Source organism: Micromonospora aridisoli, from assembly GCF_056150025.1.
Genome location: NZ_JAXCFK010000002.1, coordinates 419407 through 444109, shown reverse-complemented (window position 1 = coordinate 444109; position 24703 = coordinate 419407). Strand labels below are relative to the sequence as shown.

The following is a 24703-nucleotide window of genomic DNA, read 5'->3' as shown; positions in this document are numbered from 1 at the left end:
CAGCTGATCCACCATCGTGTTCACCGTCGACTTCAACTCCAGGATCTCACCCCGGGCATCCACCGTGATCTTCTGCGACAGGTCACCCTTCGCCACCGCGGTGGAGACCTGCGCGATGTTGCGCACCTGCGCGGTCAGGTTCGACGCCATCGAGTTCACGTTGTCGGTGAGATCGCGCCAGGTGCCGGAAACGCCCTTCACCTGGGCCTGGCCGCCGAGGTTGCCCTCGGTACCCACCTCACGGGCCACCCGGGTCACCTCGTCGGCGAACGACGACAGCTGATCCACCATCGTGTTCACCGTCGACTTCAACTCCAGGATCTCACCCCGGGCATCCACCGTGATCTTCTGCGACAGGTCACCCTTCGCCACCGCCGTGGTGACCGAGGCGATGTTCCGCACCTGGCTGGTCAGGTTCGACGCCATCGAGTTCACGTTGTCGGTCAGGTCCCGCCAGGTGCCGGAAACGCCCTTCACCTGGGCCTGGCCGCCCAGCTTGCCCTCGGTACCCACCTCACGGGCCACCCGGGTCACCTCGTCGGCGAACGACGACAACTGGTCCACCATCGTGTTGACGGTGTTCTTCAGCTCCAGGATCTCGCCCCGGGCGTCGACCGTAATCTTCTGGCTCAGGTCGCCCTTGGCGACCGCGGTGGAGACCTGGGAGATGTTGCGAACCTGGCTGGTCAGGTTGCCGGCGAGCTGGTTGACGTTCTCGGTGAGGTCCCGCCAGGTGCCGGAGACGCCGCGCACCTGGGCCTGGCCGCCCAGCTTGCCCTCGGTACCCACCTCACGGGCCACCCGGGTCACCTCGTCGGCGAACGACGACAACTGGTCCACCATCGTGTTGACGGTGTCCTTGAGCTCCAGGATCTCGCCCTGCGCGGCAACGGTGATCTTCTGCGACAGGTCGCCCCGGGCGACCGCCGTCGAGACCTGCGCGATGTTGCGCACCTGCGCGGTCAGGTTCGACGCCATCGAGTTGACGCTGTCGGTCAGGTCCTTCCAGGTGCCCGCGACACCCGGGACCTCCGCCTGACCGCCCAGCTTGCCCTCGGTACCCACCTCACGGGCCACCCGCGTGACCTGCTCGGCGAAGAGGCGCAGCGTGTCGGTGAGGGAGTTCATCGTGTCGGCCAGCTCGGCGACCTCGCCGCGAGCGCCAACGGTGATCTTCTGGGAGAGGTCACCCTTGGCCACCGCGGTCGCCACCTGGGAGATCGACCGCACCTGGCCGGTCAGGTTCGACGCCATGGTGTTCACTGAGTCGGTGAGGTCCTTCCAGGTGCCGGCGACGCCACGCACGTCGGCCTGGCCGCCCAACTTGCCCTCGGTGCCCACCTCCCGGGCCACCCGGGTCACCTCGTTGGAGAAGGACGAGAGCTGGTCGACCATGGTGTTCACGGTGCGACCGATGCGCAGGTACTCGCCGCGCAGTGGTCGGCCGTCGATCTCCAACGCCATGTGCTGGGTGAGGTCACCGTCGGCGACCGCCACGATGACCCGGGCGATCTCGGTGGTGGGCCGGCCCAGATCGTCGATCAACGAGTTGACCGCCCGCTGGCCCTCGGCCCACGAGCCGTCCAGGCCCTCCTCGTCCAGGCGCTCGGTCAGTCGGCCGTCACGACCGACGATCCGACTGATCCGGCGCAGGTCCAGATGCTGCCGCTCCTGGAGCGACACCACGTCGTTGAAGACGTCCGCCACCTCGCCGGCCGCGCCCGATCGCCGGGGCAGCCGCACCTTGAGGTCGCCGCGACGGACCCGCCGCAACGCCTCCGCCAGCTCGGTGAGGACCGCCTCGTGGTCGGCGGCGGAGAGCTCCGCGCTCACCGACTGTTTCGCCGTGGTCATCATTCCTCGCTCACCTCGGGGGTACACCGGCTCCCACCGGCCACCCCATCATTGTCCCCGTGACCTCGAAACCGCCACGGCGCGCCACCGCCCATCGGCAAAGAGCCGGTGTTGATCGGCTTGGCAGTGGCCGGGTGTCGGTGGAGGATACGAGGGTGTCAGCGGAGGCGGGGCCCGCGGCGAAGGCGGGCGCAGACGAGCACGTGCGGCGGGTCCGGCTTCCCGCCGACCGCCGTACGCCCGCCGCCGCGCGCGCGGTCGTCCGGTCCGTGCTCGCCGAGGCCGACCTGGACGAGCTGCTCAACGAGGCACTGCTGCTGACCACGGAGCTGTCCACCAACGCGGTCGAGCACGCCCGCACCGAACTGGACATCGAGGTCACCGCCGACCAGGCGGGGCTGACCGTGACGGTCTCCGACTTCGCCGCCGGCCCGGTCGACGAGCTGACCGTCGGCGTACGCAACCTGGCCACCGACATCGCCGAGGTCGCCGAACGGGGACGAGGGCTGCTCCTGGTCGACCACTTCGCCAGCCGGTGGGGCACCACGTACCTGCGTACCGGCAAGGGCGTCTGGTTCCGGCTGGATCGACCGGACCACAGGAGCATGGGGACGGCGATGGCCGTGCCACCGGCGAGCGTCGAACCGGACGGTACGGGACAGACCGCGGTGCCGAGCGCCGGTGCGATGAACGCGTTGATGCAGATCAACCCCGACCCGTACGCCGAGGACCCGCTTCCGGACTTCGCCGCCGGCCTGCTCACCCGGGTTGCGGAGATGGTCGGTGCCGCCGGTGGCGTGGTGCGGCTGGACCGCGGCGACGGCCAGGGCTTTCAGATCCTCGCCCGGTACGGCCGGCAGCCCCGGGCCGGCAACGACCTGATCCGGGTGCCACTGGCCGTGCACCGTCCGTACGCCGGGGAACTGGAACTGGACGCCGCGCCCACGGCGTACGCCCAGCCGTTGGCGGTGCTGACCGCCGAGCGGCTCTCGCTGCACCTGGAGAACGACCGGCTGCGCCGTGCGGACGTACGCCGGCAGGCGTGGCTGACCTTCCTCGCCGAGGCCAGTGAGCTGCTCGCCCAGTCGCTGGACGTGGAACTGACCATGGCGCTCATCCCGCAGTTGGTGGTGCCCCGGCTCGGTCAGTGGTGCGCGGTGCACACCACCGACGAGTGGGGTCGGCTCCGGCTCGCGGCCGCCAGCCACGCCGACGAATCGATGCTGCCGCAGTTGCACGCCACCCTCCGCGAGGCCGGTCCCGACTCGATCCAGGCCCGGCTGCGCGAGGCCAGCCGCAACGGCACCCGGACCCCGCTGGGCGCGCCGATGGAGGGCTTCGCCGTGCCACTGATCGCCCGGGGGCAGCGCCTCGGCACGCTGGCCGTGGGGCGGCACCAGCGGCACCGGCAGGATCCGGACGAGATCGCGGTGGTGGAGGACGTGGCCCGACGGTCCGCGTTGGCGATCGAGAACGCTCGGATCCACGCCGAACGCCGCCGGGTGGCGCAGACGTTGCAGCAGTCCCTGCTGCCGCCGGTCCTGCCGGTGGTGGAGGGCATCGGCTTCGCCGCCGAGTACGTGCCGACCGGCGGGGACGTCGACGTCGGTGGCGACTTCTACGACGTGGTGCCGCTGCCGGACGGGCGCTGGCTGGTCGTGATCGGCGACGTCTCCGGCAAGGGAGTACAGGCCGCGGCCGTCACCGGGCTGGTCCGCGACGTGATCCGGGTGCTGGCCGGGGACGGCAAACCACTGCCCGAGGTGCTGGCCCGGCTCAACGAGACGCTGGTGGAGCGGGGTGCCGGCCGCTACTGCACGCTGGCGCTGGCGGCGGTCGGGCCGGGTGATGGCGATCAGCTCGACGTCGGACTGCACCTGGCCGGGCACGACCGGCCGGTACTGCTGCGGTCGAGCGGCGGACCGGCCGCCTTCGTCGGCACCGGTGGCACCGCCCTCGGGCTGCTCGACACGATCGCATCACCCACCGCGCAACTCGCCCTCGACCCGGGTGACTGCCTGATCTTCTACACCGACGGGGTGACCGAGCGCCGCCGGGGTCGGGAGCTGTTCGGCACGGGGCGGCTGCGCGACGCCGCCACGCCGCTGGCCGGCTACTCGGCGGACGTGGTGGCGGCACGGCTGCGCGCCACCGCGATCAACTTCTCGGTCGAGGCGCCCCGCGACGACATCGCCATCCTCGTCCTCCGCAACGACGCCGTCTAAACCCGCCCTCCCGCCCTCCCGCCCCGCGATCTTGCATTTTGGGTCGCGGCATACCCGGCACAAGCCGCGTTTCGGCGACCCAAAGTGCAAGATTGGCGCAGGGCTGCGGTGGCGGGGGCTGGGGTGGGTCAGAGGCCGCCGGGGAGGCGGCCGGGGGCCAGGCGGTGGGTGGGGTCGAGGTGCTGCTTGACGGCGCGTAGCTGGGCGAGGTCGGCCCGCTCGCCCCACAGGTCGACGGCGCGGCGTACGGCCGGCGGGGCGGCGAGCACCACGCATCGGCCCTGTCGGGCGAGGAGCACCCCACGGACCGCGGCCAGGATCGAGGCCACCCGGTCCGGTGCCATCGTCCCGGGCAGGGCGGCGTGCACCACCCCCAGCCCGGCCGACCCGCGAACCGGCACCGGCCCGCCAGCGGCGTCGCGCAGGGCGTACACGGCGGCGTGCAGGTCGGTGATCGGCACCTCCAGCCGCAGCGCCGTGTCACCCGGCGCGAAGGGGTAGTTGCGCCACCAGAGCGGCGCCGTCCGACCGACCGACGCGCGGGGCCCGAAGAGGTTGACCAGCCGATCGGTACGCTCCGCCACCTCGGCGGGTCCCCCCTCCAGCAACACCACGAGGGAACCGGAGCCGATCGGGCCGGTGGTCGCGCGGCCGGCCATCGACGGGTGCAGCGCCATCGACTCGGCCCGGCGGTCACGTCGGGGCCGGCAGCCGGTGGCGACCGGCAGGTCGAGTTCGATCGCGGCCGGGTCGAGCCGGGCCGCGAGCACCGCCTGGATCAGATCGTGCACCTCCAGCGGGGTCCACACCGGTCGGGTCACCCACACCCGCGCGGCGGGCACCGCCTGCACCCGCAGGGTCGCGCTGACCAGCACGCCGAGCGCCCCCTCCGAGCCGCACAGCAGCCGCGCCTCGGCCAGCCCGGCCGCCCCACCACCGGACTCGGCCAGCTCACCGTCGGCGGCCAGGTAGCGCAGGCCGACGAGCTGGTCACAGGCGGTGCCGTGCCGGTGCCGCAGCGGACCGGCCTCGTCGGCCGCGAGCACCCCGCCGAGGGTGGCGCCGGGCGAGGGAGCGTCCAGTGCGAGCCGCTGGCCGGTGCGCTCCAGCGTGGCCTGCACCGCGCGCAACGGCGTGCCAGCGCCGATCTCCGCCGTGCCCCGGGCGGGCGACCGGTGACCGATGCCGGCCAGCCGTCCGGTGTCGAGCATGATGTCGACCCGTTCGGGTGAGGCACCCCAATCGATCTTGGTGCCCGCCCCTCTGGGCACCACGGTCAGATCGTGCCGGGCGGCCAGCCGCAACACCTGCGCGGCGGCGTGCGGGCCACCCGGCACCGCCACCCAGCGCGCCGTACGCCCGGCCACCTCGTCGGCGGGACCGGCGAGGCGGGCGAAGCGTGGACCGCAGATCTCGGTCAGTCGATGAGCGATGTCGCGGGCACCGGACGCGCCGGTGGAACGGACTGGCACCATGCCGGCGATCGTACATGTGTTCGAACGATCGGGTGGAGAATTGCTCCGCACCATGGGCCCGTACGGCCGGTAACGTGACGCCGTGACCACCGAGACCCCTGTTCCCGCGGCCAAGCGAGTGCCGACCGAACGCGTCCACCATGGCGACACCGTCGTCGACGAGTACGCCTGGCTCGCCACCAAGGACGATCCGGAGACGATCAACTATCTGAACGCCGAGAACGCGTGGACCGAGGCGCGGACGGCGCACCTTTCCGGGCTGCGTACGGAGCTGTTCGAGGAGATCCGGCGACGGACCCAGGAGACCGATCTGTCCGTGCCGACCCGCAAGGGCGAGCACTGGTACTACACCCGCACCGTCGAGGGACAGCAGTACGGCGTGCACTGCCGCCGGGCGGTCCGCCCCGGCGAGACCACCCCGCCGATGAGCGATGACGGCGCGCCGTTGGACGGCGAGCAGGTGCTGCTCGATGGCAACCTGCTGGCCGAGGGGCACGACTTCTTCGCCCTGGGCGCCTTCGACGTGAGTCCCGACGGGCGCTACCTGGCCTACTCCACGGACTACTCCGGCGACGAGCGGTTCACCCTGCGGGTCAAGGACCTCAGCACCGGTGAGCTGCTGCCCGACGAGATCCCGGGCACCTTCTACGGCACCGCCTGGTCCGCCGACGCTTCGGTGCTGTTCTACGTCACCGTGGACGAGGCATGGCGGCCCCACCGGGTCTGGCGACACGTGATCGGCACCGCCGCCGCCGAGGACGTGGTGGTGCACGCCGAGGACGACGAGCGGTTCTGGGTCGGGGTCGAGCTGACCCGTTCCGAGCGGTTCATCCTCATCGACATCGCCAGCAAGCTCACCAGCGAGGTACGGGTGATCCCGGCCGGCAACCCGACGGGCGAGCCGGCGGTGATCGCACCCCGCCGGCAGGGCGTCGAGTACTCGGTGGAGCACCACGGTCACCGGTTCCTGATCCTGCACAACGACGACGCCGAGGACTTCGCCCTCGCGTACACCTCGGCGGACGCCCCGGGCGACTGGGTGCCGCTGATCGAGCACTCCCCGGGCACCCGGCTGGAGTCGGTCGACGCCTTCGCCGACCACCTGGTCGTCACCGTACGCAGCAACGGCCTGACCGGGCTGCGGGTGCTGCCCGTCGGCGGCGGCGACGCCCACGACATCGAGTTCCCGGAGCCGTTGCACACCGTCGGTCTGGACGCCAACCCCGAGTACCGCACCGGCCGGCTGCGGCTGCGGTACACCTCGCTGGTCACGCCCGACTCCGTGTACGACTACGACCTGGTCACCCGCGAGATGACGCTGCTGCGCCAGCGGCCGGTGCTGCCCGGGCCGGACGGTCAGGTGTACCGGCCGGAGGACTACGAGCAGGAGCGCGACTGGGCACTGGCCGACGACGGCACGAAGGTTCCGATCTCCCTGGTCTACCGGCGGGGTACCCCCCGGGACGGCTCGGCGCCCTGCGTCATCTACGGCTACGGCTCGTACGAGGCCAGCATGGACCCGTGGTTCTCGGTCGGCCGTCTGTCCCTGCTGGACCGTGGTGTCATCTTCGCGGTGGCCCACATCCGGGGTGGTGGGGAGCTGGGACGCCGCTGGTACGACCAGGGCAAGATGCTCGCCAAGAAGAACACCTTCACCGACTTCGTGGCCTGCGCCCGGCACCTGGCCAAGGCGGGCTGGACGGCACCGGACCGGCTGGTCGCCCGGGGCGGCTCGGCCGGCGGGCTGCTGATGGGCGCGGTGGCCAACCTGGCACCGGACGCCTTCGCCGGGATCGTCGCGCAGGTGCCGTTCGTGGACGCGCTCAACACGATCCTGGACCCGTCGCTGCCGCTGACCGTCACCGAGTGGGAGGAGTGGGGCAACCCGCTGGCCGACCCCGAGGTGTACGCCTACATGAAGTCGTACACCCCGTACGAGAACGTGGCCGCCCTCGACTATCCCGCGATTCTGGCGATGACCAGCCTCAACGACACGCGGGTGCTCTACCACGAGCCGGCGAAGTGGATCGCGCGGCTGCGGGCGGTCGCACCGCAGGGCGACTACCTGCTCAAGACCGAGATGGAGGCGGGTCACGGCGGCCCGAGCGGGCGCTACAACGCCTGGCGCGAGGAGGCGTTCGTCAACGCCTGGACCCTGGACCGCCTCGGCCGCGCCTGACCGGCCGCCGCTCGCGGCATGCGATGTCTCGCGGCGTCCCGGACCGGGGAGAGCCCGACATACCGCATGCCGCGAGCCGCGCGCGGCGGCTCGGGGTAGGGCTGGGTATACCCGCGAAAGTGGGCCCAGCCGGCTGTGGACGGACTCGCGGTCTCACTAGCGTCGGCGGCATGACATCGGCCGCACCGACCCATCTCGCCCAGGCCCTGCGGCGAGCCCGCTACCCGCTGACCGGCTGGCCCTGGCGCGCCCTGGCGTACCTGCTCACCAGCGTGCCGCTGGCCGGCGTGCTCTCGGTCGGGCTGCTCGTCGTGCTGGCGCCGCTGGTCGCCGCCATGAACGCGGCACGCCAGGGCCGGCCTCTGTCGCTGGCGCTCGGCGTCTTCCTGGCCGTCGGTGCGCTGATCATTCTGGCGCTGGCGCCGCTGTTGAGCGTGCCGGTGGCGGCATTCGAGCGCTACCGGCTCGGCCTGGTCGACGACCGGCCGGTGCCCGGCACGTCCTGGCGCGGCCTCGCCGCCCGGTACACCACGGGTGCGGCCTGGCGGGAGGTGGCCCACCTGTTCTTCCTCGGCGGCGTCGTCCCCGCCGTCTACTGGCTCTTCACCATGTTGGTGCTGCTGGACGCCGTGCTGATCGTCAGCCCGTTCGTGGTCGGTCACGGCGAGGAGGTGGTGCTGCTCTGGACCACCGCGGACACCGTGATCGAGGCGGTACCGTACGCGATCATCGGTGTGCTGCTCGCACCGCTGCTGTGGTACGCGGCCGGCGCGCTCGCGGCGGCCCAGGGCGCGGTGACGCGGTGGCTGCTGTGGGGTGCGGACGGGACCGCATTGCGCGAGGTGACCCGGTCGCGGGCCCGGTTGGTCGACGCGTACGAGGCCGAGCGCCGACGCATCGAACGTGACCTGCACGACGGCGCGCAGCCCCGGCTGACCAGCCTCAGCCTCCAGCTCGGCCTGGCCCGGCTGGACGTGCCGGAGGACTCACCGGCGGCCCGTCCCCTCGCCGTGGCGCACGAGCAGGCGAAGGGACTGATGGAGCTGCTTCGGCAGATCGTGCGGGGCATCCGCCCGCAGAGTCTCACCGACCTGGGGCTGGCCGGCGCGGTCCGGGAACTTGCCGACGAGGCGACCATCCCCGTCGAGGTGCACACCGAACTCCGACGGCCGGTACCCGAGGCGGTCGAGACCACGGCGTACTTCGTGGTGTCGGAGGCGCTCAGCAACGTCGCCCGGCACGCGGAGGCGACCCGCGCCCAGGTCCGGCTCAGCGACAGCGGCACCGGGCTGGTCGTCGAGATCAGCGATGACGGCCGGGGCGGAGCGGACCCGGCGCGAGGCAGCGGACTGACCGGGCTGGCCGACCGGGTGGCCGCCGCCGAGGGACGGTTGCTGCTGGCCAGCCCGCCGGGCGGCCCCACGGTCGTGCGGGTGGAGCTACCGTGCAACGGGTGACCCGGGTCGTACTCGCCGAGGACGAGGTGCTGCTGCGGGAAGGGTTGGTGGCCCTGCTCGCCCGCTTCGGCTTCGAGGTGCTCGACGCCGTCGGCACCGCCCCGGCGCTGGTGGACGCCGTCCGGACGCACCGGCCGGACCTGGTGGTGACCGACATCCGGATGCCGCCCGGGTACCGCGACGACGGGCTGCGCGCGGCGGTGGAGTTGCGCGCCGAGCAACCCGCGCTGGCCGTGGTGGTGCTCAGTCAGCACGTGCAGTCCGAGTACGCCTCAGCGCTGCTCGCCAGCGCCGACGGCCGGCGGGTCGGCTACCTGCTCAAGGACCGGGTCGCCGAGGTCACCGATTTCGTCGACAACCTGCGTACCGTCGTCACCGGCGGCACGGTGGTCGATCCCGACGTGGTACGCCGGCTGCTGCACCGCCCGCGCGATCCGCTCGCCGCTCTCTCCGCCCGCGAGCGGGAGGTGCTGGTGCTGGTCGCTGAGGGACGGTCCAACGCGGCGATCGCCGGACGCCTGCACATCACCGAGGCGGCGGTCGGCAAGCACATCGGCAACATCCTGGCGAAACTCGGCCTGCCACCGGACGACGACACCAACCGGCGGGTGCTGGCGACCCTGACCTACCTGCGGGCCAACCCCGCCTGAGCGCCGCCACGGCTCAGGTCGCGCGCAGCTCCTCCACCGCCGTGTTGGAGCGGAGGAACAGCAAACCCAGCCCCACCACGCACAGCACCGCGGCGATCGCGCCGGCCCCCAGCAGCGCCAACTGCGCCAGCGGTACGCCCGCGGTGCGGCCGTCTCCGGTGACATCGCCGGTGAGCAGGCGGCCGATGAGGTACCCGACGCCGAGCGCGATCACCACGGCGGGTACCACGGGGACCAGCACCTGCCACACGATCGAGGTGCCGATGGTGGCCCGCGGCACGCCGGTCGCCACGAGCGCGGCGTACGCCCGGCGGCGGGAGACGATCCCTTCCACCAGCGTGACGAGCAGGCCGGTGGCGGCGATGACCACCGCCACGGACACCGCCAGGTCGATCAGATCCATGGTGTCGAGGTAGAAGGAGTCGTGGGGCATGTCACCGTAGCCGGCCTGCCGGTTCTGCTCCTGTTCGAGTTCGGCCTGGAGGCGGAAGGCGGCTCGGAAGGCCGCCGCGCCGCCTCCGATGATCAGGGCGGCCAGCAGGGCGGAGAAGGTGCGGCTGCTGGCCCACGGGTCGTCGGTCAGCCGTCGCGCGGCCAGCAGGGCGGCCGGGCGCCGGGCGAAGCGGTGCAGTGCCCGCCCGGCCAGATGCGAGATCCAACCAGCTCCGAAGATCACTCCCAGCACCGCGCCGAAGATGCCGAGCAGGACGGCGAGGGTGATCCATTGGAGGCTGGCACCCTGGAGGGCCCACTGGATCGGCTCGACCATCACCGCCGCGAGGAGGCCGAGCCCGATCAGCAGCGCCGGCCACGGTCGGGGTGAGCCGGTACGGCCGGCACGTCGGACCACCCCGAGCGGTGTGGCGGCGACCCGGCGGAGCAGGAGGGCGGTGGCCACCGCGGCGAGGACCGGAAGCCCGAGCACCAGCGCGGCCATCGCCGGCACCGGCGGCAGCACGTCCGTGGGCAGGGCCAACTGGCCGTTGGCGTCCGGACGGTGCAGCAACTCCCGACCGACGAGGTACGTGGCCAGCCCGACCGTGGTGCCGACCAGGCTGGCGAACCCGGTCTCCAGCATCGCCACCCGGGTCACCTGGCCGGGAGTGGCGCCGGCCAGCCGCAGCGCGGCGAGCCGGCGATCCCGGGCCGGTGCGCCGAGCCGGGCACTCTGCCCGGCCAGGGCGAGCACCGGAATGGCCAGCAGCGCCAGCGCGAACGCCGTGCCCCCGCGCAGCCCCGGTTCGCGGAGCAGCCCGCTGACGTACTGCTCGGACTGTTGCCACGCGTCGCCCGGCGGTTTCCGGATGGCCAGCACCGTCAGGGCCGCGAGCCCGGCCAGGGTGGCCAGCATCGCGCTCAGCGCGGTCAGGGCCACCCGGGCGGCGTCGGTGCGGTTACCGGCGAGGGCCAGCCTGGTCAGGGTGGCGGGGCTCACCAGGAGCCGCCGGCGAGCGGCGCGTCGAGGCCCAGGCCGGTGTGGTCGATCACGCCGTCGCGCAGCACGACCTCACGATCGGCGTACGCGGCGATCCGTGGCTCGTGGGTGACCAGGACGACGCTGGTGCGCTGCTCCCGGGTGAGCCGGACCAGCTGCGTCAGCACCTGCTCCCCGGTGAGGGTGTCCAGCGCACCGGTCGGCTCGTCGGCGAAGAGCACCCGCGGCTCGGTGACCAGGGCCCGGGCCGTGGCGCAGCGCTGCTGCTGACCGCCGGACATCTCACCGGGGCGCACGTCGGCGCAGTCCGCCACGCCGAGCCGCTCCAGCCAGGTCAGCGCCGCCGTCCGCGCCGCTCGCCGCCCCGTGCCGGCGAGCAACAGCGGAAGGGCGACGTTCTCCGCCGCGGTCAGCTCGGCGACGAGCTGACCGAACTGGAACAGCACCCCGAACTCGGTACGCCGCAAGCGGGACCGGGCCGACTCGGACCAGGTGTCGAGCCGGTGCCCACGCCAGCTCACCTCACCGGCGTCGGGACGCAGGATGCCGGCGATGCAGTGCAGCAGGGTGGACTTGCCGCAGCCGCTCGGCCCGGTCACCGCGACGATCTCCCCCTCGCCGATGTCGAGGGTGATGCCGCGCAGTGCGGGTGTGGATCCGTACGACTTCACCAGACCGCGAGCCTGTAGTTGCGTCACGAGTGCACCTCCCGGTGCCAGTCGGCGACCCGGTCCAGGGTGGTGTGCAACCACCGCAGGTCAGCGTCGAGGTGGGCGATGGCGTAGTCGGCCGCGACGACGTCGTCGACGGTGGCTGACGGGGCCGTCTTCAATGCGGTCAGCTCACGCAGCCGCTCGGTGTGCGCCCGGCGCTGGGCCACGAGGTAGTCACGGGCCCGCTGCGCGTCGGCCACCAGCAGCGCCACCACGACCTTCGCGAACAGCGGGCTGTTCACGTACGGCATCGGCGGCTCGACGCTGCTCAGCCACCGGTCCAGCGTGGCCCGTCCCTGCTCGGTGAGCACGTACGCCGTCCGATCCGGGCCGGCGAGGCGCTCCTGCCCGGTCGACGCCACCAGACCGTCCCGCAGCAGCCGGCCCAGCGTGGCGTAGACCTGCCCGAACGCCAGGGGGCGGGCCTGCGGTAACCGCTCGTCGTGGGCCCGCTTCAGCTCGTACCCGTGCATGGTGCCGGTGGCGAGCAGCCCCAGCAGCAGGTGCGGTGTGGACACCAGGCCACTATTCACTCAGTGAATAGTGGCCGTCAAGGATCCGGCGGAAGTCCCGCTCAGCGCGTGGGCGACCAGCCCGGGTCGCGGCCGGTCACGCCGAGCAGCCGGGACAGGTCCGGCAGGGCGGCGTCGACCGGCACCGCCTCGGCGAACACGCCCATCTGCCGGGCCGTCGGCCCGAGCTGACCGGCCAGCTCGTGCAGCGCGGGCAGCACCTCGGGTGCCGGCTCGTACGCCTGCCCGGTAGCGACCGCCAGGTCCCAGCCGTGCACGGTGAGGTCGAGCAGCGCCATGCCGCCCACCACCGACTGCGGCATCCCCATCCCCGGTGAGACCCCCTGCTCGCTGGCCGGATCCGACCACGCCGCGACCAGCCGGCGGGTCTCGTCCTCGAACCGGTCCCGCCAGCCGTCGGTCAGGTGGTCGGGCTTGTCGGACCAGGTCACCGGCGCGCGCTCGGCGAGGACCTGGAAGTTGACCACCACCTCGTACAGGTGGTTGAGCAGGTCGCGGACGCGAAAGTCCTGGCAGGGGGTCGGCAGGTCGAGCTGGTCGTCGGCGATCTGCCGGACCACCGCCACGGTTCGCGGCGCCGCCGCCGCCAGCAGGTCGCTAGTCTGTGTGGCCATAGGGCCAGCGTATGAGGGTGGTCTTGAAGAAATGCGACAGCCGCGCGGAGACAGCCGGGGCATCCTCGACCCGGCCCGGCTGATGCGGCGGGTGCGGTTCCGACGACACCTGCCGGCGATCGCGCTGCGCCGCTGGGTGGAGCACTACTGGCTGATCGACTGGGACCTCACCGAACCGTTCGAGCAGCGGATCGTCCCGCACCCGGCAGTCAACGTCGTGTTCCAGCGCGACGGCGACGGCCCGGAGCGCGCGGAGCTGGCCGGCGTCGGCCAGGAACTCTTCTCGATCACGCTGAGCGGCACCGGACGGGTCAGCGGCGTGCAGTTCCGGCCTGGCGGTTTCCACCCGTTCTGGCGGCGGTCGGTCGCCGAGCTGACCGGCCGGAGACAGCCGCTCACCGGTGTCACCCCGGACGGCGCGATCTGCGCGGGTACGGACGCCGAACGCTGCCGGGCGCTGAACGCACTGCTGTCCGGTTGGGCACCTCGGCCGGATCCGGTCAACGACGAGGTGATGGCGTTGGTCGAGGCGATCCGGACCGACCGGAACGTACGCCGGGTCGACGCGTTCGCCCGGGAGCAAGGCGTCTCCGTCCGGCGGTTGCAGCGACTCTTCCTCGCCCATGTCGGGGTCGGCCCGAAGTGGGTGATCCGCCGCTACCGGCTGCACGAGGCGATCGAGCGGGCGGCGGGCGGACCCCCCGACTGGGCCGGGCTCGCCGCCGAACTCGGCTACAGCGACCAGGCCCATCTGGTCCGCGACTTCACCACGGTGACCGGCGTCTCCCCCGCCGCGTACGCTCGCCCCGGCCGGCGCTGAGCCGGGTCGCTGTCGTCGCCGGTCAACGACGGCGGAGAGCGACGACGGCGACGTCGTCCTGGATCTCCTCCGGGGCCAGTTCGACCAGCAGTCGCTCGCAGAAGCGATCGAGATTGTCGTCGACCCGGGCGGCGGACGCCGCGAGGGCGGCCAGCCCCTCGTCGATGGAGGCGTCCCGCCGTTCGATCAGACCGTCGGTGTAGAAGATCATCGTCGCCCCGGCCGGCAGCACGAACTCCAGGTCGGCGGGGCGGGGTGCGCGCACCCCGAGCAGTGGCGCGGGATGGTGCACATACTCCGCCTTGCCGTCCTGGCTGATCAACGCGGGCAGATGACCGGCGCTGGCCAGCCGGACCCGTCCGGTGGCCGGCTCCAGCAGCAGGACGCAGACCGTCGCCAGCTCGGTGGGCAGCAGCGTCCGCATCAGCTCGTTGACCCGGTGCAGGATCTCACCCGGCTGGTGCCCCTCCACCGCGTACGCCCGCAGCGCGTGCCGCAGCTCGGCCATCACGGTGGCGGCGTGCAGGGAGTGCCCGGCCACGTCACCGATGGCCAGCAGCAGATGACCGTCGAGCATCACCAGCTCGTAGAAGTCGCCGCCCACCTCGGTACGGGCGCTGGCCGGCTCGTAGCGCACGGCCAGGTCGAGGCCGGCGATCTGCGGGATGCGACGCGGCAGCAGGCTGCGTTGCAGCGTCACCGCGATGCGGTGCTCCTCGTCGAAGGAGCGTTGCGCCTCGACGGCGGAGGCCACCGCCTGGGCCAGTTGGACCAGCACCGGGGTACGAGCGGTCTGGGTGGCGGTGGGCACCACCACGTAGAGCGGCGCGCGGTCCTCGCGCAGCCGGGCGGCGGCGGCGGTGACGGTGTCACCGGCGGGCCAGTCGACCAGCGCCCAACCGGCCGGGTCCTGCACCCGGACGGTCGCGCCGACCGGCACCCCGCTGTCGTCCACGATCCACGGCACGACCCGGGCCTCGGCGCCGGGGCCGGCGCAGACGCCGGCCAGGCAGTCGCCGTCGAAGGTCTCGGCGACCACCGCGGCGGGGCTCTTGAAGATCTCCGCGGCGCCGGCCGCCGCCACCTGGAGCAACCGGGTGAAGCTCGGTGCGGCGTGCACCGCGACGGTGGTGTCCGCCAGGCCGGTGAGCCGCTCGGCGAGCAGCTCGGCCCGTTGCCGGGCCTGGTAGTACCGCAGCACCGACTGGGCGGTGGCGACCAACTCCTCCGGCTCGATCGGCTCGGCCAGGTAGGCGTCCGCCCCCCGGGTCAGGCCCTGGGTCCGGTCGGTCGTGTCGACGGCGTGCGCGGACACGTGGATCACCGGCAGCGCCGGGTGCTCGGACTTGATCCGCTCGCACACCTCGAAGCCGCTCAGGTCCGGTAGTCGGACGTCGAGCACCACGAGGTCGATCGGATCCACCCCGACCCGGTCCAGCGCCTCGGCACCCGTCTCCGCCTCCAACACGGTGAAGCCGGCCCGGGTCAGCCAGCTCACCAGGAGGTAGCGCTTGGTCCGACTGTCGTCGACCACCAGCACTGTCGCCGCACCGTCCACGTCACGTCCCGTCCGCTGGCAACCAGACCGTGAAGGTGCTGCCCCGACCCGGTTCGCTGGCCAGGTCGAGGCTGCCGCCCAGCAGGGACACCAGCCGCCGGGCGTACGGCAGGCCGAGGCCGGTGCCGCCGATCCGGGCTGGACCGGGTGCCTGGTAGAACTCCTCGAACACCCGGCTGTGCAGCTCCGGCGGAATGCCCGGACCGGTGTCGGAGACGGTCAACCGCCACCCGTCGCCGTGCCGCTCGGCCCGCAACCGGACCTCGCCCCGGGTGGTGAACTTGAGCCCGTTGTGCAGCAGGTTGCGCAGCACCTGGGCGAGCAGCACCTCGTCGGAACGGACCGTGGCCGGCGACGCGGGCTCCTCCACCACCAGTTCGACGCCCTCGGCGGCGGGCAGCGCGCGCAGCGTGCCGCGCAACTGGCCGAAGACGGCCCGCAGATCCACCTCGGCCCACTCCGGCTCGATCCGGCCCGACTCGGCCTTGGCCAGGTCGAGCAGTTCGTTGACCAACGTGAGCAGGTCCGACGCCGAGGAGCGGATCAGCCCGACCTGGCGTTCCTGCTCGGTGGTCAGCGGGTCGGAGGCGGAATCGCCCAGCAGCCGGGCCAGCCCGATGATCGCGGTCACCGGCGCCCGCAGCTCGTGACTGACGTTGGCCAGGAAACGGCTCTTCGACTCGCTCGCCGCCCGCAGCTGCGCCGACTTCTCGTCCAGCTCCGCGTAGAGGGCCACCACGCCCTGGTTGGTCGCCTCCAGCTCGTCGGTGAGCTGCTGGTAGAGCGCCATCACACCGCGATTGGTCGCTTCCAGCTCCTCGTTGAGCCGGGCCAGTTCGTCGCGCTGGCTGCGTACCTCGTCCAGGGCGTTGATCAGTTGCAGGTTCTGGGTGGCGAGTTCCTCCTCGGCGGTGCCCGGGGCGCTCTCGCCGAGCTGGGCACGCAGCTCGGCCAGGCGTTCGGTGGTGAACGCCTGGGCGGTGGCCGGGATCCGTCGGGACATCCTGACGACCGTATCCCGCTGCACCGTCAGCACGCTCAATGTGTCCACGAGGCGTGCCACCGCGCCGGACTCCGGCTCGTACCGTCCGCCGGGCAGGGACGTCACCGGGGTGAGATCGATACGCAGGTGGCAACGTCCGTCCGGGGAGTCGACGACGGCGAACACGACGTCGGCCCCACCGACCGCCCGCAGCAGGTCCCGGGCGACCTCGCTCAACGCGGTGGCGAGCCGGACCTGGTCCTGATGCTCCAGTCCGACCGCGACGGCGACCTCCCGCCCGCGCTGGCGGACCACGAAGATGTCCTGCTCCACCCGCAGTGCCATCTTCAGCAGCGGTGTCGTGGTCATGACCAGGACCTTGCCACCAGCACCCCGGCGTCGTCGCGTCGGATCCCGGCGTCCCGCAGCAGGGTGGCGGCCACCACCATGGGAGACCTCCCGGCCAGACCCGGGTAGTCGGCGAGCTGCCACCGGTCGACCACGCCGTCGGTGTGCATGACCAGCAGGCTGCCGGCCTCGAAGGGGTAGTCGTACTGCCGAATCACCGGTCGCTGGTGCCCGGCGATGCCCGGCAGCGAGACCAGGCCCCGCCGCCGGCCGTCGCCGGCGACCACCGCGCCGGCGATGTTGCCCAGCCCGGCGTAGCGCAGCATCCCGGTCGTCGGGTCCGGTTCGGCCACCGCGAGGGCCGCACCGCGGGTGTGTGACATCGAGCGGTGCAGGTACCCGACCACCTCCGCCGGCGACGCCGCCGGGGCGTCCCGGAACGCGCTGAGCGCGGCCTCGGTCGCCGCGGCGGCCAACGGCCCGTGCCCCAGCCCGTCGGTGACCAGCACCTGACGGCGGTCGCCCACGATTCGGGCGGCGTGGCCGTCCCCGCTGACCGTCTCGCCGCTCAACGGCCGGGTCAGCCCACCGACCCAGGAGGCTCCGGTGTTCGGAGCGGCGAAGACCCGGGCGGCGATGACCGTCCCCCGGCCCGGGCGCGAGTACGCGTCGAACCAGCTCGCCTGCCGGACGATCGCGCCGAGACCGATACCGAGGGTGCCGGCGGTGGAGTGCCCGTCGCGGGCGGAGTCGGCGAGGTCGACCATTCCCGGACCGGTGTCGATCGCGATCATCTCCACGCCGGCGTCCACCTCGCGGCGTACCGGCCGGAGCAGCAACAACCCGTCGTCGGCGTGCTTGATCAGGTTGCTGGTCAACTCGGCGGCGACGATGGCCAGGTCCGCGACGCGTCCGTCGGGTAGCCCCAACTGGTTGCCCAGCCGCTCGGCGGCCCGCCGCACGGCGCTGCCGGCGCTGCCGTTCTCCACCCGGAACCAGGTGCCCCGGTCGGTGACCGGCTCGGCGGTCACCGGGACCACTTGGTGATGGTGATCCGGGTGCCCTGACCTGGTGCGGTCTGCACCTCGAACTCGTCGACCAGTCGCCGGGCCCCGCTGAGGCCGAGACCGAGACCACCACCGGTGGTGTACCCGTCGGTCAGTGCGAGGTCCAGATCGGCGATGCCGGGGCCGGAATCGGCGAACACGATCCTGATGCCGGGTCGGCGGCCGTTGTCGACCGCGGTCACCTCGACCGTCCCGCCGCCGCCGTAGACGAGCGTGTTGCGCGCGAGTTCGCTGGCCGCGGTGACCACCTTGGTCTGGTCGACCAGGGAGAGCCTGACCGCCACAGCCACGGTACGCACCAGCTGGCGGACGCGGACGACGTCCTCGTCACTGCCAACCGTCTGCGCCTGGGTGCGGCCCAGGTCGACCCCGCTCGTCACGGTGAGGCCGTCGGCTCTGGGACCGGACCGTCGTCCCGTTCCTCGTCGTGGTCGTCGTACACCCGGTCGATCGCGATGAGTTCCATCCCCCGCTCGACGTTCAGCGCGGTACGGATGCCGTTGAGCGACAACCCCAGCTCGACCAGCGTGATCGCCACCGCCGGACGCATTCCCACGACCACTGTCTCCGCGTCGAGCACGCGGGAGATCGAGGCGATGGTGGAGAGCATCCGCCCGACGAAGGAGTCGACGATGTCCAAGGCCGTGATGTCGATGATCACGCCATGGCAGCCGGTCTCGACGATGCGCTCGGCCAGGTCCTCCTGGAGCGCCACCGCCGTCTGGTCGGACATGTCGACCTGGATGGAAACCAGCAGGATGTCGCCGATCTTGAGGATCGGCACCCGCTCCATCACGCCTCCCGACGCGGCTGGCGACGGGAGGTCTCGACACCGGTGAGCCGCAGGACGTGTCGCAGCGCGTCGGCGAGGCTCGCCTTGGTGGCGATGTCGCCGAACTCGATGCCGAGCGCGACGATGGTCTGCGCGATCTGCGGCCGGATACCGGAGATGATGCAGTCGGCGCCCATCAGTCGGGCGGCCACCACGGTCTTCAGGATGTGCTGGGCGACCTGGGTGTCCACCGCGGGAACGCCGGTGATGTCGATGATCGCGTACGGCGACCCGGTGTCGACCAGGGTCTGCAACAGCCGTTCCATCACCACCTGGGCGCGGGCCGAGTCGAGCGTGCCGACCAGCGGCACCGCCACCACACCCTCCCAGAGCTTGACCACCGGGGTGGAGAGCTCCAGCAGTTGCTCGGCCTGGTCCGCGATCAGGCTCTCGCGGGTGCGGACGAAGGTCTCGAAGGTGTACAGGCCCATCTGGTCGACCAACGTGGAGAAGGAGACGTAGTCACGCAGCGTCGCGGCGCTCTGGTCTGCCTCCAGCGCGGCGAGCAGCACCTCCTTGAGGGCGAACACGCTGGTCGCGGTCTCGGTGGCGGAGAAGCCCTGCCGGGCCTGCCCACGGGACAGCTCGGCGAGCACGGCACGAAGCTCGGTGGCCTCCTCCGCGTTCAGGTCGACCGCGCCCTTGCCGAGCGCGTCGACCAGGGCCCGGTGCAGCTCCTGCACCTGCCGGACCAGCTCCGCCTGGCTGAGCCGGCCACGCAGCTGCCCGGCGATGATCTCGGTCCACCGCTGGGTGACCTGCTCCGCCCGGCTGGTCAGCAGCTCACCCATCCGGCCGCTCTCGTCAGCGCTGAGCGCCATGGCAATACCCCCTAGACCTGGACCGGCCGGACTCTATCACCGGGAACCCGTCAACTACTTGTCGCAGAGCAACGGAATGACGGTGGACACCTGATCCTGCTCCCGTTCTGCGTACCACGGCTCGGGTGGGATACCGTTCCACCGATAAACAGGAGGTCTGGCGAATGTCCTTGACGGTGCACACGGAACAGCGCGGTGACGTGGTCGTCGTGTCGGTCGCTGGCGAGCTGGACATGGCCACCGCACCGCAGTTGCAGGACCAGATCACCGACCTGCTCGACAAGGGGCGTAGTCGCCTCGTGTTCGACCTGTCGGACGTATCGTTCTGCGACTCCACCGGTCTGTCGGTGTTCGTCCGTGCGAAGAACAGCTGCGACGAGGCCGGCGGAGTGGTCCGGCTCGCCGCGCCGCAGCGGGGCGTGCTGCGGATCCTGGAGGTGAGCGGCCTGGTCGAGGTGCTGCACACGTACCCCACCGTCGACCAGGCGGTCGCCGGCGATCCGACGCCGGCCTCGTCCTGACTGCGGCGGCTCACCGCTCGTCCTCGATGTAGCGGGGACGAGCGATCAGCATGCCGGCGCAGGTCTGCACGGCGAGGGCGGCCAGCAGGAAGCCGATCGGTGCCAGCCATCCCCCGGTCGCCTCGTGGAGGATGCCGACCAGTAGCGGACCCAGCGCCGCGATGACGTAACCGGTGCTCTGCGCGAAGGCCGACAGCGCGACCGTACCGTCGGCGGTGCGGGCCCGCAGGCCGATGGTGGTCAGGATGAGCGGAAACGCGCCCTGTCCGAACGCCAGCAGCACCACCCACAGCACCGCACCGCCGCGCGGGGCGAACGCCAGACCCAGGTACGCCAGGCTGGAGGCGGCGGTCAGTGCGAAGATCAGCGGCCGTAGGCTGCCCAGCCGGCCGGCCAGCGCCGGCATCAGTAGCGCGATCGGCACCCCGAGCGCGGTCACCCCGGCCAGCAGCAGCCCGGCGTCCTGCGGGTGGAAACCCGCCTCCCGGAACAACTGGGCCAACCAGCCCATGATCGCGTACCCGCTCAGCGACTGCGCCCCGAAGTAGACCGCCATCGCCCAGCCGAGCCGGGTACGGGCCGGCCGCACGCCCGACCGGGACGCGGCCCCACCCCGGGTGGTCCGCCGTGCGGCGGTGCGGCTGCGCAGTGCCGCCGGCAGCCAGGGGAGTACGGCCACCGCCGCCAGCCCGGCCCAGACGCCCAGCCCGGCCCGCCAGCTGCCGAAGGCGTGCGCGACCGGCACCGCGGACGCGGCGGCCACCGTCGTGCCCACCGTCAGCGCCATCGTGTACGCCCCGGTGACCAGCCCGGTGCGGTGCGGGAAGTGCTGTTTGACCAGCATCGGCAGGAGGATGTTGGCCACCGCGATCCCGGCCAGCGCCAGGGCGCTGGTGAACAGGAACACCACGGCGGATCCGGTGACCGCCCGCAGCACCTGCCCGACGGTGAGGGCCAACATCGCCAGCACCAGCAGCCGGGCCGGAGAGAGCCGGCGGACCAGCCACGGCGTGGCCGCACCGAGCGCGGCGAACGCGATGGTGGGCAGGGTGGTGACGAAGCCGGCCATCGTCCCGGACAGGGCCAGGCCGACGCGTACCTCGTCGAGCAGTGCGCCGAGGCTGGTGACGGCGGCCCGCAGGTTGAGTGCCACCAGCAGCATCCCGGCCAGCACCAGCCACCCGCCGCCGGCACGCGGGACGGATGCGGCGCCGGCCTGACCCGTCACGGTCCCGGCGCTCGGAGTGCGCTGCCCTTCAGCGGCGGAGATCGGGGCGGCGGGGCCGGGGGGTGACGGCGGCATGACCTCGAACCTACAATCATGGGATGAATTTCGGCGAGAGGTTGTAACCAGTGCCACCGTCCGTCGACTCCACCCCGGTCCCGCCGCGCGGCCGACGGGTACGGGAGACGATCGCCCAGCTCCGCCAGCGGATCCTGGCCGGCGAGTGGCCGGTGGGCGGCCGGATCCCGACCGAGCCGCAACTGGTCGAGGCGCTCGGCGTGGGACGCAACACGGTGCGCGAGGCGGTCCGGGCCCTGGCCCACGCCGGAGTGCTGGAGTGCCGCCAGGGCTCCGGCACCTACGTGCTCTCCACCGACGAACTCGCCCCGGTGGTGGCCCGCCGACTCACCGACGACCGGATGAACGAGGTGATCGAGGTACGCCGCGCCTTCGAGGTGGAGGCCGCGCGGCTCGCCGCTCGACGGCGTACCCCCGAGGACCTGGCCGCCCTCGACGAGGCCCTGGCCGCCCGCGAGGCGGCCTGGCGCGGCGGCCGGGTGGCGGAGTTCGTGGCGGCCGACGCCGCGCTGCACACCGCGGTGGTCGCGGCGGCGCACAACGCCATGCTCGCCGAGCTGTACGCCTCGGTCGGCGCCGCGATGCGCAGCACCCTCGCTCAGGCCATGGGTGACGCGCTGACGCCGGACCGGCACGTCGACCACGCCCGGCTGGTGGCCGCGATCCGGGCCGGCGATCCGGAGCTTGCCGCGCGGGAAGCCGGCGCTTTTCTGGAGCCCTCACCCGGGGCATAGGTTGTCCCCGACGGAAAACCGGACACCTCGGGAGTACGGATGCTCAAGGGCTTCAAGGACTTCATCATGCGCGGCAACGTCGTCGACCTCGCGGTCGGCATCGTCATCGGTGCCGCCTTCACCGGCGTGGTCACCCAGCTCACTGACTCGTTCCTCAAGCCGCTGATCGCTCTCGTCTCGGTGACGGTGACCGGCAGCGACCAGGGCCTGGAGGGAACTCCGTGGACGGTGAACAAGGTCCCGTTCGACTGGGTCAGCTTCATCAACGCGTTGATCACGTTTCTGCTCACCGCCGCCGCGCTGTACTTCCTGGTGATCTTCCCGATGAACCGGCTGGCCGAGCGGCGCAAGCGGGGCGAGGAGCCGCCGCCGTCCGCGCCGAGCGAGGAGGTCAAGCTGCTGACCGAGATCCGGGACGCGCTCGTGGCCGCCGGCCGGACCACCTCGGTCCAGCAGCGCGGTGCTCTGGACGACGTGCTCGGTCGCCGGGACGAACCGCCCGCCGCGCGCTGAATCCGGCAGCTGCACATCGGCCCCTGCGGGAATCCCGTGGGGGCCGCTTCCTGTCGAACAAATGTTCGATAGAGTCCCGCCATGGAGCAGCGAAAGCACTGGTGGAACGGGAAATGGGGGCGGCTGGCCCGGCGGGACGTCTTCCTCCGAACGGACGCCGACCGGTGGTTCGTCGAGCAGCGGGCCGGCGGCGCGGAGGGCATTTCCCGGTTCTACGAGTACGACACCGTCGATGAGGCCGAGGACACCATCCGCGCGCTGCTCCACGGCCCCGACACCTGGCGCGAACTCACCCCCCGCCCGCCAACCCCCTGACCACACCCATGTTGATCAAGAAGTTCTGGTCGCCGTACGCGCGAATTCCCGACCAGAACTTCTTGATCGACGATGCTGGCGGGGCGGTGGGGAGGTGTTTAGGGAGAGCGGGGGGCGGGAACCGCGCGAGCATGGAGCAGCAGGGCATCGATCAGCGGGCAACCCTTTCGCGGGTCACCACCGGCATGCGGGTGGTCGACTCGACCGGCGTCGACGTGGGCACCGTGGACCTCGTCCAGCGCGGCGATCCGAACGCGGTGACCGTGCAGGCGCCGACCACCGATCCCGGCAGCAGCCTCGACGAACTGATCGAATCCGCGACCGTGGAGGAACCGGACGTGCCGGCGGACCTGGCCGCGCGACTGCTGCGCACCGGCTACCTGAAGGTCTCCACCGACCTGGTACCCACCGGCGCCGTCTACGTCCTGGCGGACCAGATCTCCACGGTCTCCCCCACCAGCGTCACCCTCAACACCACAGCCACCAACCTCCCCCCCGAAGACTGACCCGCCCCCACCCACCCACTCACCCACCCGTGTTGATCATGAGGTTATTGCTGCGGGGAAGCGCTTGCCGGGGCAACGACTTCATGATCGACGCGCTGGGGCACGGGTTGTTGGCGGACCGCCCAGAGCGCGGCCTCGGTACGCGAAGCGGTGCCGGTCTTGCGGAGCAGGTTGGAGACGTGCACGGTGACGGTCCGCACCGAGATGCCCAGCGCGCGGGCCACCTGCTTGTTGGACATTCCGGCGACCAGGCATTCGAGAACCTCCGCCTCCCGGCCCGTCAGGCAACTCGAAGGCCGGGATTCCGGACCGGCGGCACGGGAGACGGGCACGGCCGGACGGGACGGGGGCAGGGCCGGACGGGACACGGGCGCGGGCACGGGCTGGACGGACGGGCCCGACGGGGCCCACGAACCCGGTGCGGGCGACGCCAGGGTGAGCAGCGCGTCGAGCTCCTGGCCGGCGTGGGCGGCGAGCAGCTCGGTGAGCGCGTACGGGTTGCCGCCGGTGCGCTGCCAGACCTGGTGCACCAGCTCGGGGTGCACGCTCCGGTCCGCGTACACCTGGGTCAGCACCTCGGCGACCTCGGCCGGACGCAGCGGCCCGAGGTGCTGGCGCACCACGCCGCGTACCCCGCAGAGGCGAGCCAGGGTGCGGCCCGCGAGTTCCGGTGAGACCGCGCGCGCGGCGGGCCTGGTCGCCACCACCAACAGGGCCGGCAGCCCGTCGGCGGTGGCCAGTTCACCGACCAGGTTGAGGCTGGCCGGGTCGAGGGCGTGCAGGTCCTCCACCACGAGCACCGCCGGACCGGCACCGACCAGTACCCGGACGGTACGCACGGCCAGCCGGAGCAGGGTCCCGGGGGCGTAGCGCTCGCGGGGCGCGGTGGGTTGCTGGGCGAGCCAGGCCAGTGCGTCGGCCGGCAGGTCGAGCCCGGTGGTGTCGCGTCCGCTCAGCACCGCCGCCAACCAGTCGTACGGGGCGGGGCTGTGCACCCGGGCGGTCCCGCTGAGCACCACCTCCGGTCGCGGGGTGAAGCCGTCCAGCGCGGCGGCGACCAGCAGACTCTTGCCCACCCCGGGCCCTCCGGTGACGACCGCGACGGCCGGCGAGCGGCGGCGGCCCACGACCACGCTGGACCAGGCCCGGTCCAGCTCAGCCAGCTCACCGGCGCGCCCGACCATGGACACCGGCAACATTCCTCAACCCTACGCAGTAGTGCGTAGAGACGCGGGAAGGGTCTTCTTG

At 72.2% G+C, this 24703-nt stretch carries 24 protein-coding genes; 10 read left to right on the top strand and 14 right to left on the bottom strand.

Annotation, left to right across the window (positions count from 1 at the left end):
• Window positions 1-1854, bottom strand: a 1854-nt coding sequence (locus SM447_RS05560) for a HAMP domain-containing protein (protein WP_474571895.1), incomplete at its 3' end; no start/stop codon positions are given.
• 155 nt (window positions 1855-2009) lie between these two features.
• Here SM447_RS05560 and SM447_RS05555 point away from each other — a divergent pair.
• The gene (locus tag SM447_RS05555; protein ID WP_474571628.1) at window positions 2010-4079 is read left to right on the top strand and encodes a SpoIIE family protein phosphatase; all 2070 of its coding nucleotides are present in this window, start codon (window positions 2010-2012) and stop codon (window positions 4077-4079) included.
• A gap of 128 nt (window positions 4080-4207) precedes the next feature.
• On the opposite strand, the gene SM447_RS05550 is transcribed toward SM447_RS05555, so the two are convergent.
• Entirely contained in the window at window positions 4208-5554 is a 1347-nt protein-coding gene (locus SM447_RS05550; protein ID WP_474571627.1) for an FAD-binding oxidoreductase, read from the bottom strand.
• Window positions 5555-5636: 82 nt separating this feature from the next.
• On the opposite strand from SM447_RS05550, the gene SM447_RS05545 reads away from it, so the two are divergent.
• The 3 genes from SM447_RS05545 (at window position 5637) to SM447_RS05535 (ending at window position 9840) form a co-directional block, all read left to right on the top strand.
• Complete coding sequence (locus SM447_RS05545; protein WP_474571626.1) at window positions 5637-7733, top strand: S9 family peptidase; 2097 nt, start codon at window positions 5637-5639, stop codon at window positions 7731-7733.
• Window positions 7734-7903: 170 nt separating this feature from the next.
• A complete protein-coding gene (locus SM447_RS05540) occupies window positions 7904-9190 on the top strand; it encodes a sensor histidine kinase (protein WP_474571625.1) in 1287 nt (428 codons plus the stop codon).
• Window positions 9178-9840: a response regulator transcription factor gene (locus SM447_RS05535; protein ID WP_474571624.1), complete on the top strand. Its 663-nt coding sequence runs from the start codon at window positions 9178-9180 to the stop codon at window positions 9838-9840. The genes SM447_RS05540 and SM447_RS05535 overlap by 13 nt, the downstream gene beginning before the upstream one ends.
• A gap of 13 nt (window positions 9841-9853) precedes the next feature.
• Here SM447_RS05535 and SM447_RS05530 read toward each other — a convergent pair whose 3' ends face one another.
• Genes SM447_RS05530 through SM447_RS05515 form a run of 4 tightly spaced genes read right to left on the bottom strand, consistent with a single transcriptional unit; the run spans window position 9854 to window position 13135 of the window.
• A complete protein-coding gene (locus SM447_RS05530) occupies window positions 9854-11275 on the bottom strand; it encodes an FtsX-like permease family protein (protein WP_474571623.1) in 1422 nt (473 codons plus the stop codon).
• Complete coding sequence (locus SM447_RS05525) at window positions 11272-11973, bottom strand: ABC transporter ATP-binding protein (RefSeq protein ID WP_474571622.1); 702 nt, start codon at window positions 11971-11973, stop codon at window positions 11272-11274. Before SM447_RS05525 ends, SM447_RS05530 begins: the two co-directional genes overlap by 4 nt.
• The gene (locus SM447_RS05520; protein ID WP_474571621.1) at window positions 11970-12506 is read right to left on the bottom strand and encodes a PadR family transcriptional regulator; all 537 of its coding nucleotides are present in this window, start codon (window positions 12504-12506) and stop codon (window positions 11970-11972) included. Before SM447_RS05520 ends, SM447_RS05525 begins: the two co-directional genes overlap by 4 nt.
• Before the next feature lie 56 nt (window positions 12507-12562).
• Entirely contained in the window at window positions 12563-13135 is a 573-nt protein-coding gene (locus tag SM447_RS05515; RefSeq protein WP_474571620.1) for a TIGR03086 family metal-binding protein, read from the bottom strand.
• 31 nt (window positions 13136-13166) lie between these two features.
• Here SM447_RS05515 and SM447_RS05510 point away from each other — a divergent pair, with 31 nt between their 5' ends.
• A complete protein-coding gene (locus tag SM447_RS05510; RefSeq protein ID WP_474571619.1) occupies window positions 13167-13955 on the top strand; it encodes a DUF6597 domain-containing transcriptional factor in 789 nt (262 codons plus the stop codon).
• Window positions 13956-13977: 22 nt separating this feature from the next.
• Here SM447_RS05510 and SM447_RS05505 read toward each other — a convergent pair whose 3' ends face one another.
• Genes SM447_RS05505 through SM447_RS05480 form a run of 6 tightly spaced genes read right to left on the bottom strand, consistent with a single transcriptional unit; the run spans window position 13978 to window position 19563 of the window.
• A complete protein-coding gene (locus tag SM447_RS05505; protein ID WP_474571618.1) occupies window positions 13978-15513 on the bottom strand; it encodes a SpoIIE family protein phosphatase in 1536 nt (511 codons plus the stop codon).
• A 1-nt stretch (window position 15514) separates the two neighbouring features.
• On the bottom strand, window positions 15515-16864 hold the full coding sequence (locus SM447_RS05500) for a sensor histidine kinase (RefSeq protein WP_474571617.1): 1350 nt from the start codon (window positions 16862-16864) through the stop codon (window positions 15515-15517).
• Window positions 16861-17883, bottom strand: coding sequence for a SpoIIE family protein phosphatase (locus SM447_RS05495; RefSeq protein WP_474571616.1), 1023 nt, complete (start codon window positions 17881-17883; stop codon window positions 16861-16863). Before SM447_RS05495 ends, SM447_RS05500 begins: the two co-directional genes overlap by 4 nt.
• Entirely contained in the window at window positions 17871-18290 is a 420-nt protein-coding gene (locus SM447_RS05490; RefSeq protein WP_474571615.1) for an ATP-binding protein, read from the bottom strand. Before SM447_RS05490 ends, SM447_RS05495 begins: the two co-directional genes overlap by 13 nt.
• Window positions 18287-18703: an STAS domain-containing protein gene (locus tag SM447_RS05485; protein ID WP_474571614.1), complete on the bottom strand. Its 417-nt coding sequence runs from the start codon at window positions 18701-18703 to the stop codon at window positions 18287-18289. Before SM447_RS05485 ends, SM447_RS05490 begins: the two co-directional genes overlap by 4 nt.
• Window positions 18703-19563 (bottom strand): STAS domain-containing protein, encoded by an 861-nt coding sequence (locus tag SM447_RS05480; protein ID WP_474571613.1) that lies wholly within the window; start codon window positions 19561-19563, stop codon window positions 18703-18705. Before SM447_RS05480 ends, SM447_RS05485 begins: the two co-directional genes overlap by 1 nt.
• A gap of 164 nt (window positions 19564-19727) precedes the next feature.
• Between SM447_RS05480 and SM447_RS05475 the strand changes: the two genes are divergently transcribed.
• On the top strand, window positions 19728-20084 hold the full coding sequence (locus tag SM447_RS05475) for an STAS domain-containing protein (RefSeq protein ID WP_278178281.1): 357 nt from the start codon (window positions 19728-19730) through the stop codon (window positions 20082-20084).
• Window positions 20085-20094: 10 nt separating this feature from the next.
• On the opposite strand, the gene SM447_RS05470 is transcribed toward SM447_RS05475, so the two are convergent.
• Window positions 20095-21387 carry an MFS transporter gene (locus SM447_RS05470; protein ID WP_474571612.1) on the bottom strand — a complete coding sequence of 431 codons (1293 nt, stop codon included), beginning with the start codon at window positions 21385-21387 and terminating at the stop codon, window positions 20095-20097.
• A gap of 50 nt (window positions 21388-21437) precedes the next feature.
• On the opposite strand from SM447_RS05470, the gene SM447_RS05465 reads away from it, so the two are divergent.
• From SM447_RS05465 to SM447_RS05450, 4 genes are all read left to right on the top strand, one after another.
• Window positions 21438-22121 carry a FadR/GntR family transcriptional regulator gene (locus tag SM447_RS05465; protein WP_474571611.1) on the top strand — a complete coding sequence of 228 codons (684 nt, stop codon included), beginning with the start codon at window positions 21438-21440 and terminating at the stop codon, window positions 22119-22121.
• A 39-nt stretch (window positions 22122-22160) separates the two neighbouring features.
• On the top strand, window positions 22161-22634 hold the full coding sequence (gene mscL, locus SM447_RS05460; RefSeq protein WP_474571610.1) for a large conductance mechanosensitive channel protein MscL: 474 nt from the start codon (window positions 22161-22163) through the stop codon (window positions 22632-22634).
• 81 nt (window positions 22635-22715) lie between these two features.
• Window positions 22716-22949 carry a hypothetical protein gene (locus tag SM447_RS05455; RefSeq protein ID WP_474571609.1) on the top strand — a complete coding sequence of 78 codons (234 nt, stop codon included), beginning with the start codon at window positions 22716-22718 and terminating at the stop codon, window positions 22947-22949.
• Window positions 22950-23095: 146 nt separating this feature from the next.
• On the top strand, window positions 23096-23455 hold the full coding sequence (locus SM447_RS05450) for a hypothetical protein (protein WP_474571894.1): 360 nt from the start codon (window positions 23096-23098) through the stop codon (window positions 23453-23455).
• Window positions 23456-23499: 44 nt separating this feature from the next.
• On the opposite strand, the gene SM447_RS05445 is transcribed toward SM447_RS05450, so the two are convergent.
• Window positions 23500-24654, bottom strand: a complete 1155-nt coding sequence (locus SM447_RS05445) for a helix-turn-helix domain-containing protein (RefSeq protein ID WP_474571608.1) — start codon at window positions 24652-24654, stop codon at window positions 23500-23502.
• Window positions 24655-24703: the final 49 nt, after the last annotated feature.

Bases quoted from the DNA above. Each gene is read 5' to 3' on its own strand.
- SM447_RS05550 (WP_474571627.1), bottom strand. From the start codon at position 5,554: ATGGTGCCAGTCCGTTCCACCGGCGCGTCCGGTGCCCGCGACATCGCT.
- SM447_RS05540 (WP_474571625.1), top strand. From the start codon at position 7,904: ATGACATCGGCCGCACCGACCCATCTCGCCCAGGCCCTGCGGCGAGCC.
- SM447_RS05515 (WP_474571620.1), bottom strand. From the start codon at position 13,135: ATGGCCACACAGACTAGCGACCTGCTGGCGGCGGCGGCGCCGCGAACC.
- SM447_RS05510 (WP_474571619.1), top strand. From the start codon at position 13,167: ATGCGACAGCCGCGCGGAGACAGCCGGGGCATCCTCGACCCGGCCCGG.
- SM447_RS05500 (WP_474571617.1), bottom strand. From the start codon at position 16,864: ATGACCACGACACCGCTGCTGAAGATGGCACTGCGGGTGGAGCAGGAC.
- SM447_RS05485 (WP_474571614.1), bottom strand. From the start codon at position 18,703: ATGGAGCGGGTGCCGATCCTCAAGATCGGCGACATCCTGCTGGTTTCC.
- SM447_RS05480 (WP_474571613.1), bottom strand. From the start codon at position 19,563: ATGGCGCTCAGCGCTGACGAGAGCGGCCGGATGGGTGAGCTGCTGACC.
- SM447_RS05475 (WP_278178281.1), top strand. From the start codon at position 19,728: ATGTCCTTGACGGTGCACACGGAACAGCGCGGTGACGTGGTCGTCGTG.
- SM447_RS05470 (WP_474571612.1), bottom strand. From the start codon at position 21,387: ATGCCGCCGTCACCCCCCGGCCCCGCCGCCCCGATCTCCGCCGCTGAA.
- mscL (WP_474571610.1), top strand. From the start codon at position 22,161: ATGCTCAAGGGCTTCAAGGACTTCATCATGCGCGGCAACGTCGTCGAC.
- SM447_RS05455 (WP_474571609.1), top strand. From the start codon at position 22,716: ATGGAGCAGCGAAAGCACTGGTGGAACGGGAAATGGGGGCGGCTGGCC.
- SM447_RS05445 (WP_474571608.1), bottom strand. From the start codon at position 24,654: ATGTTGCCGGTGTCCATGGTCGGGCGCGCCGGTGAGCTGGCTGAGCTG.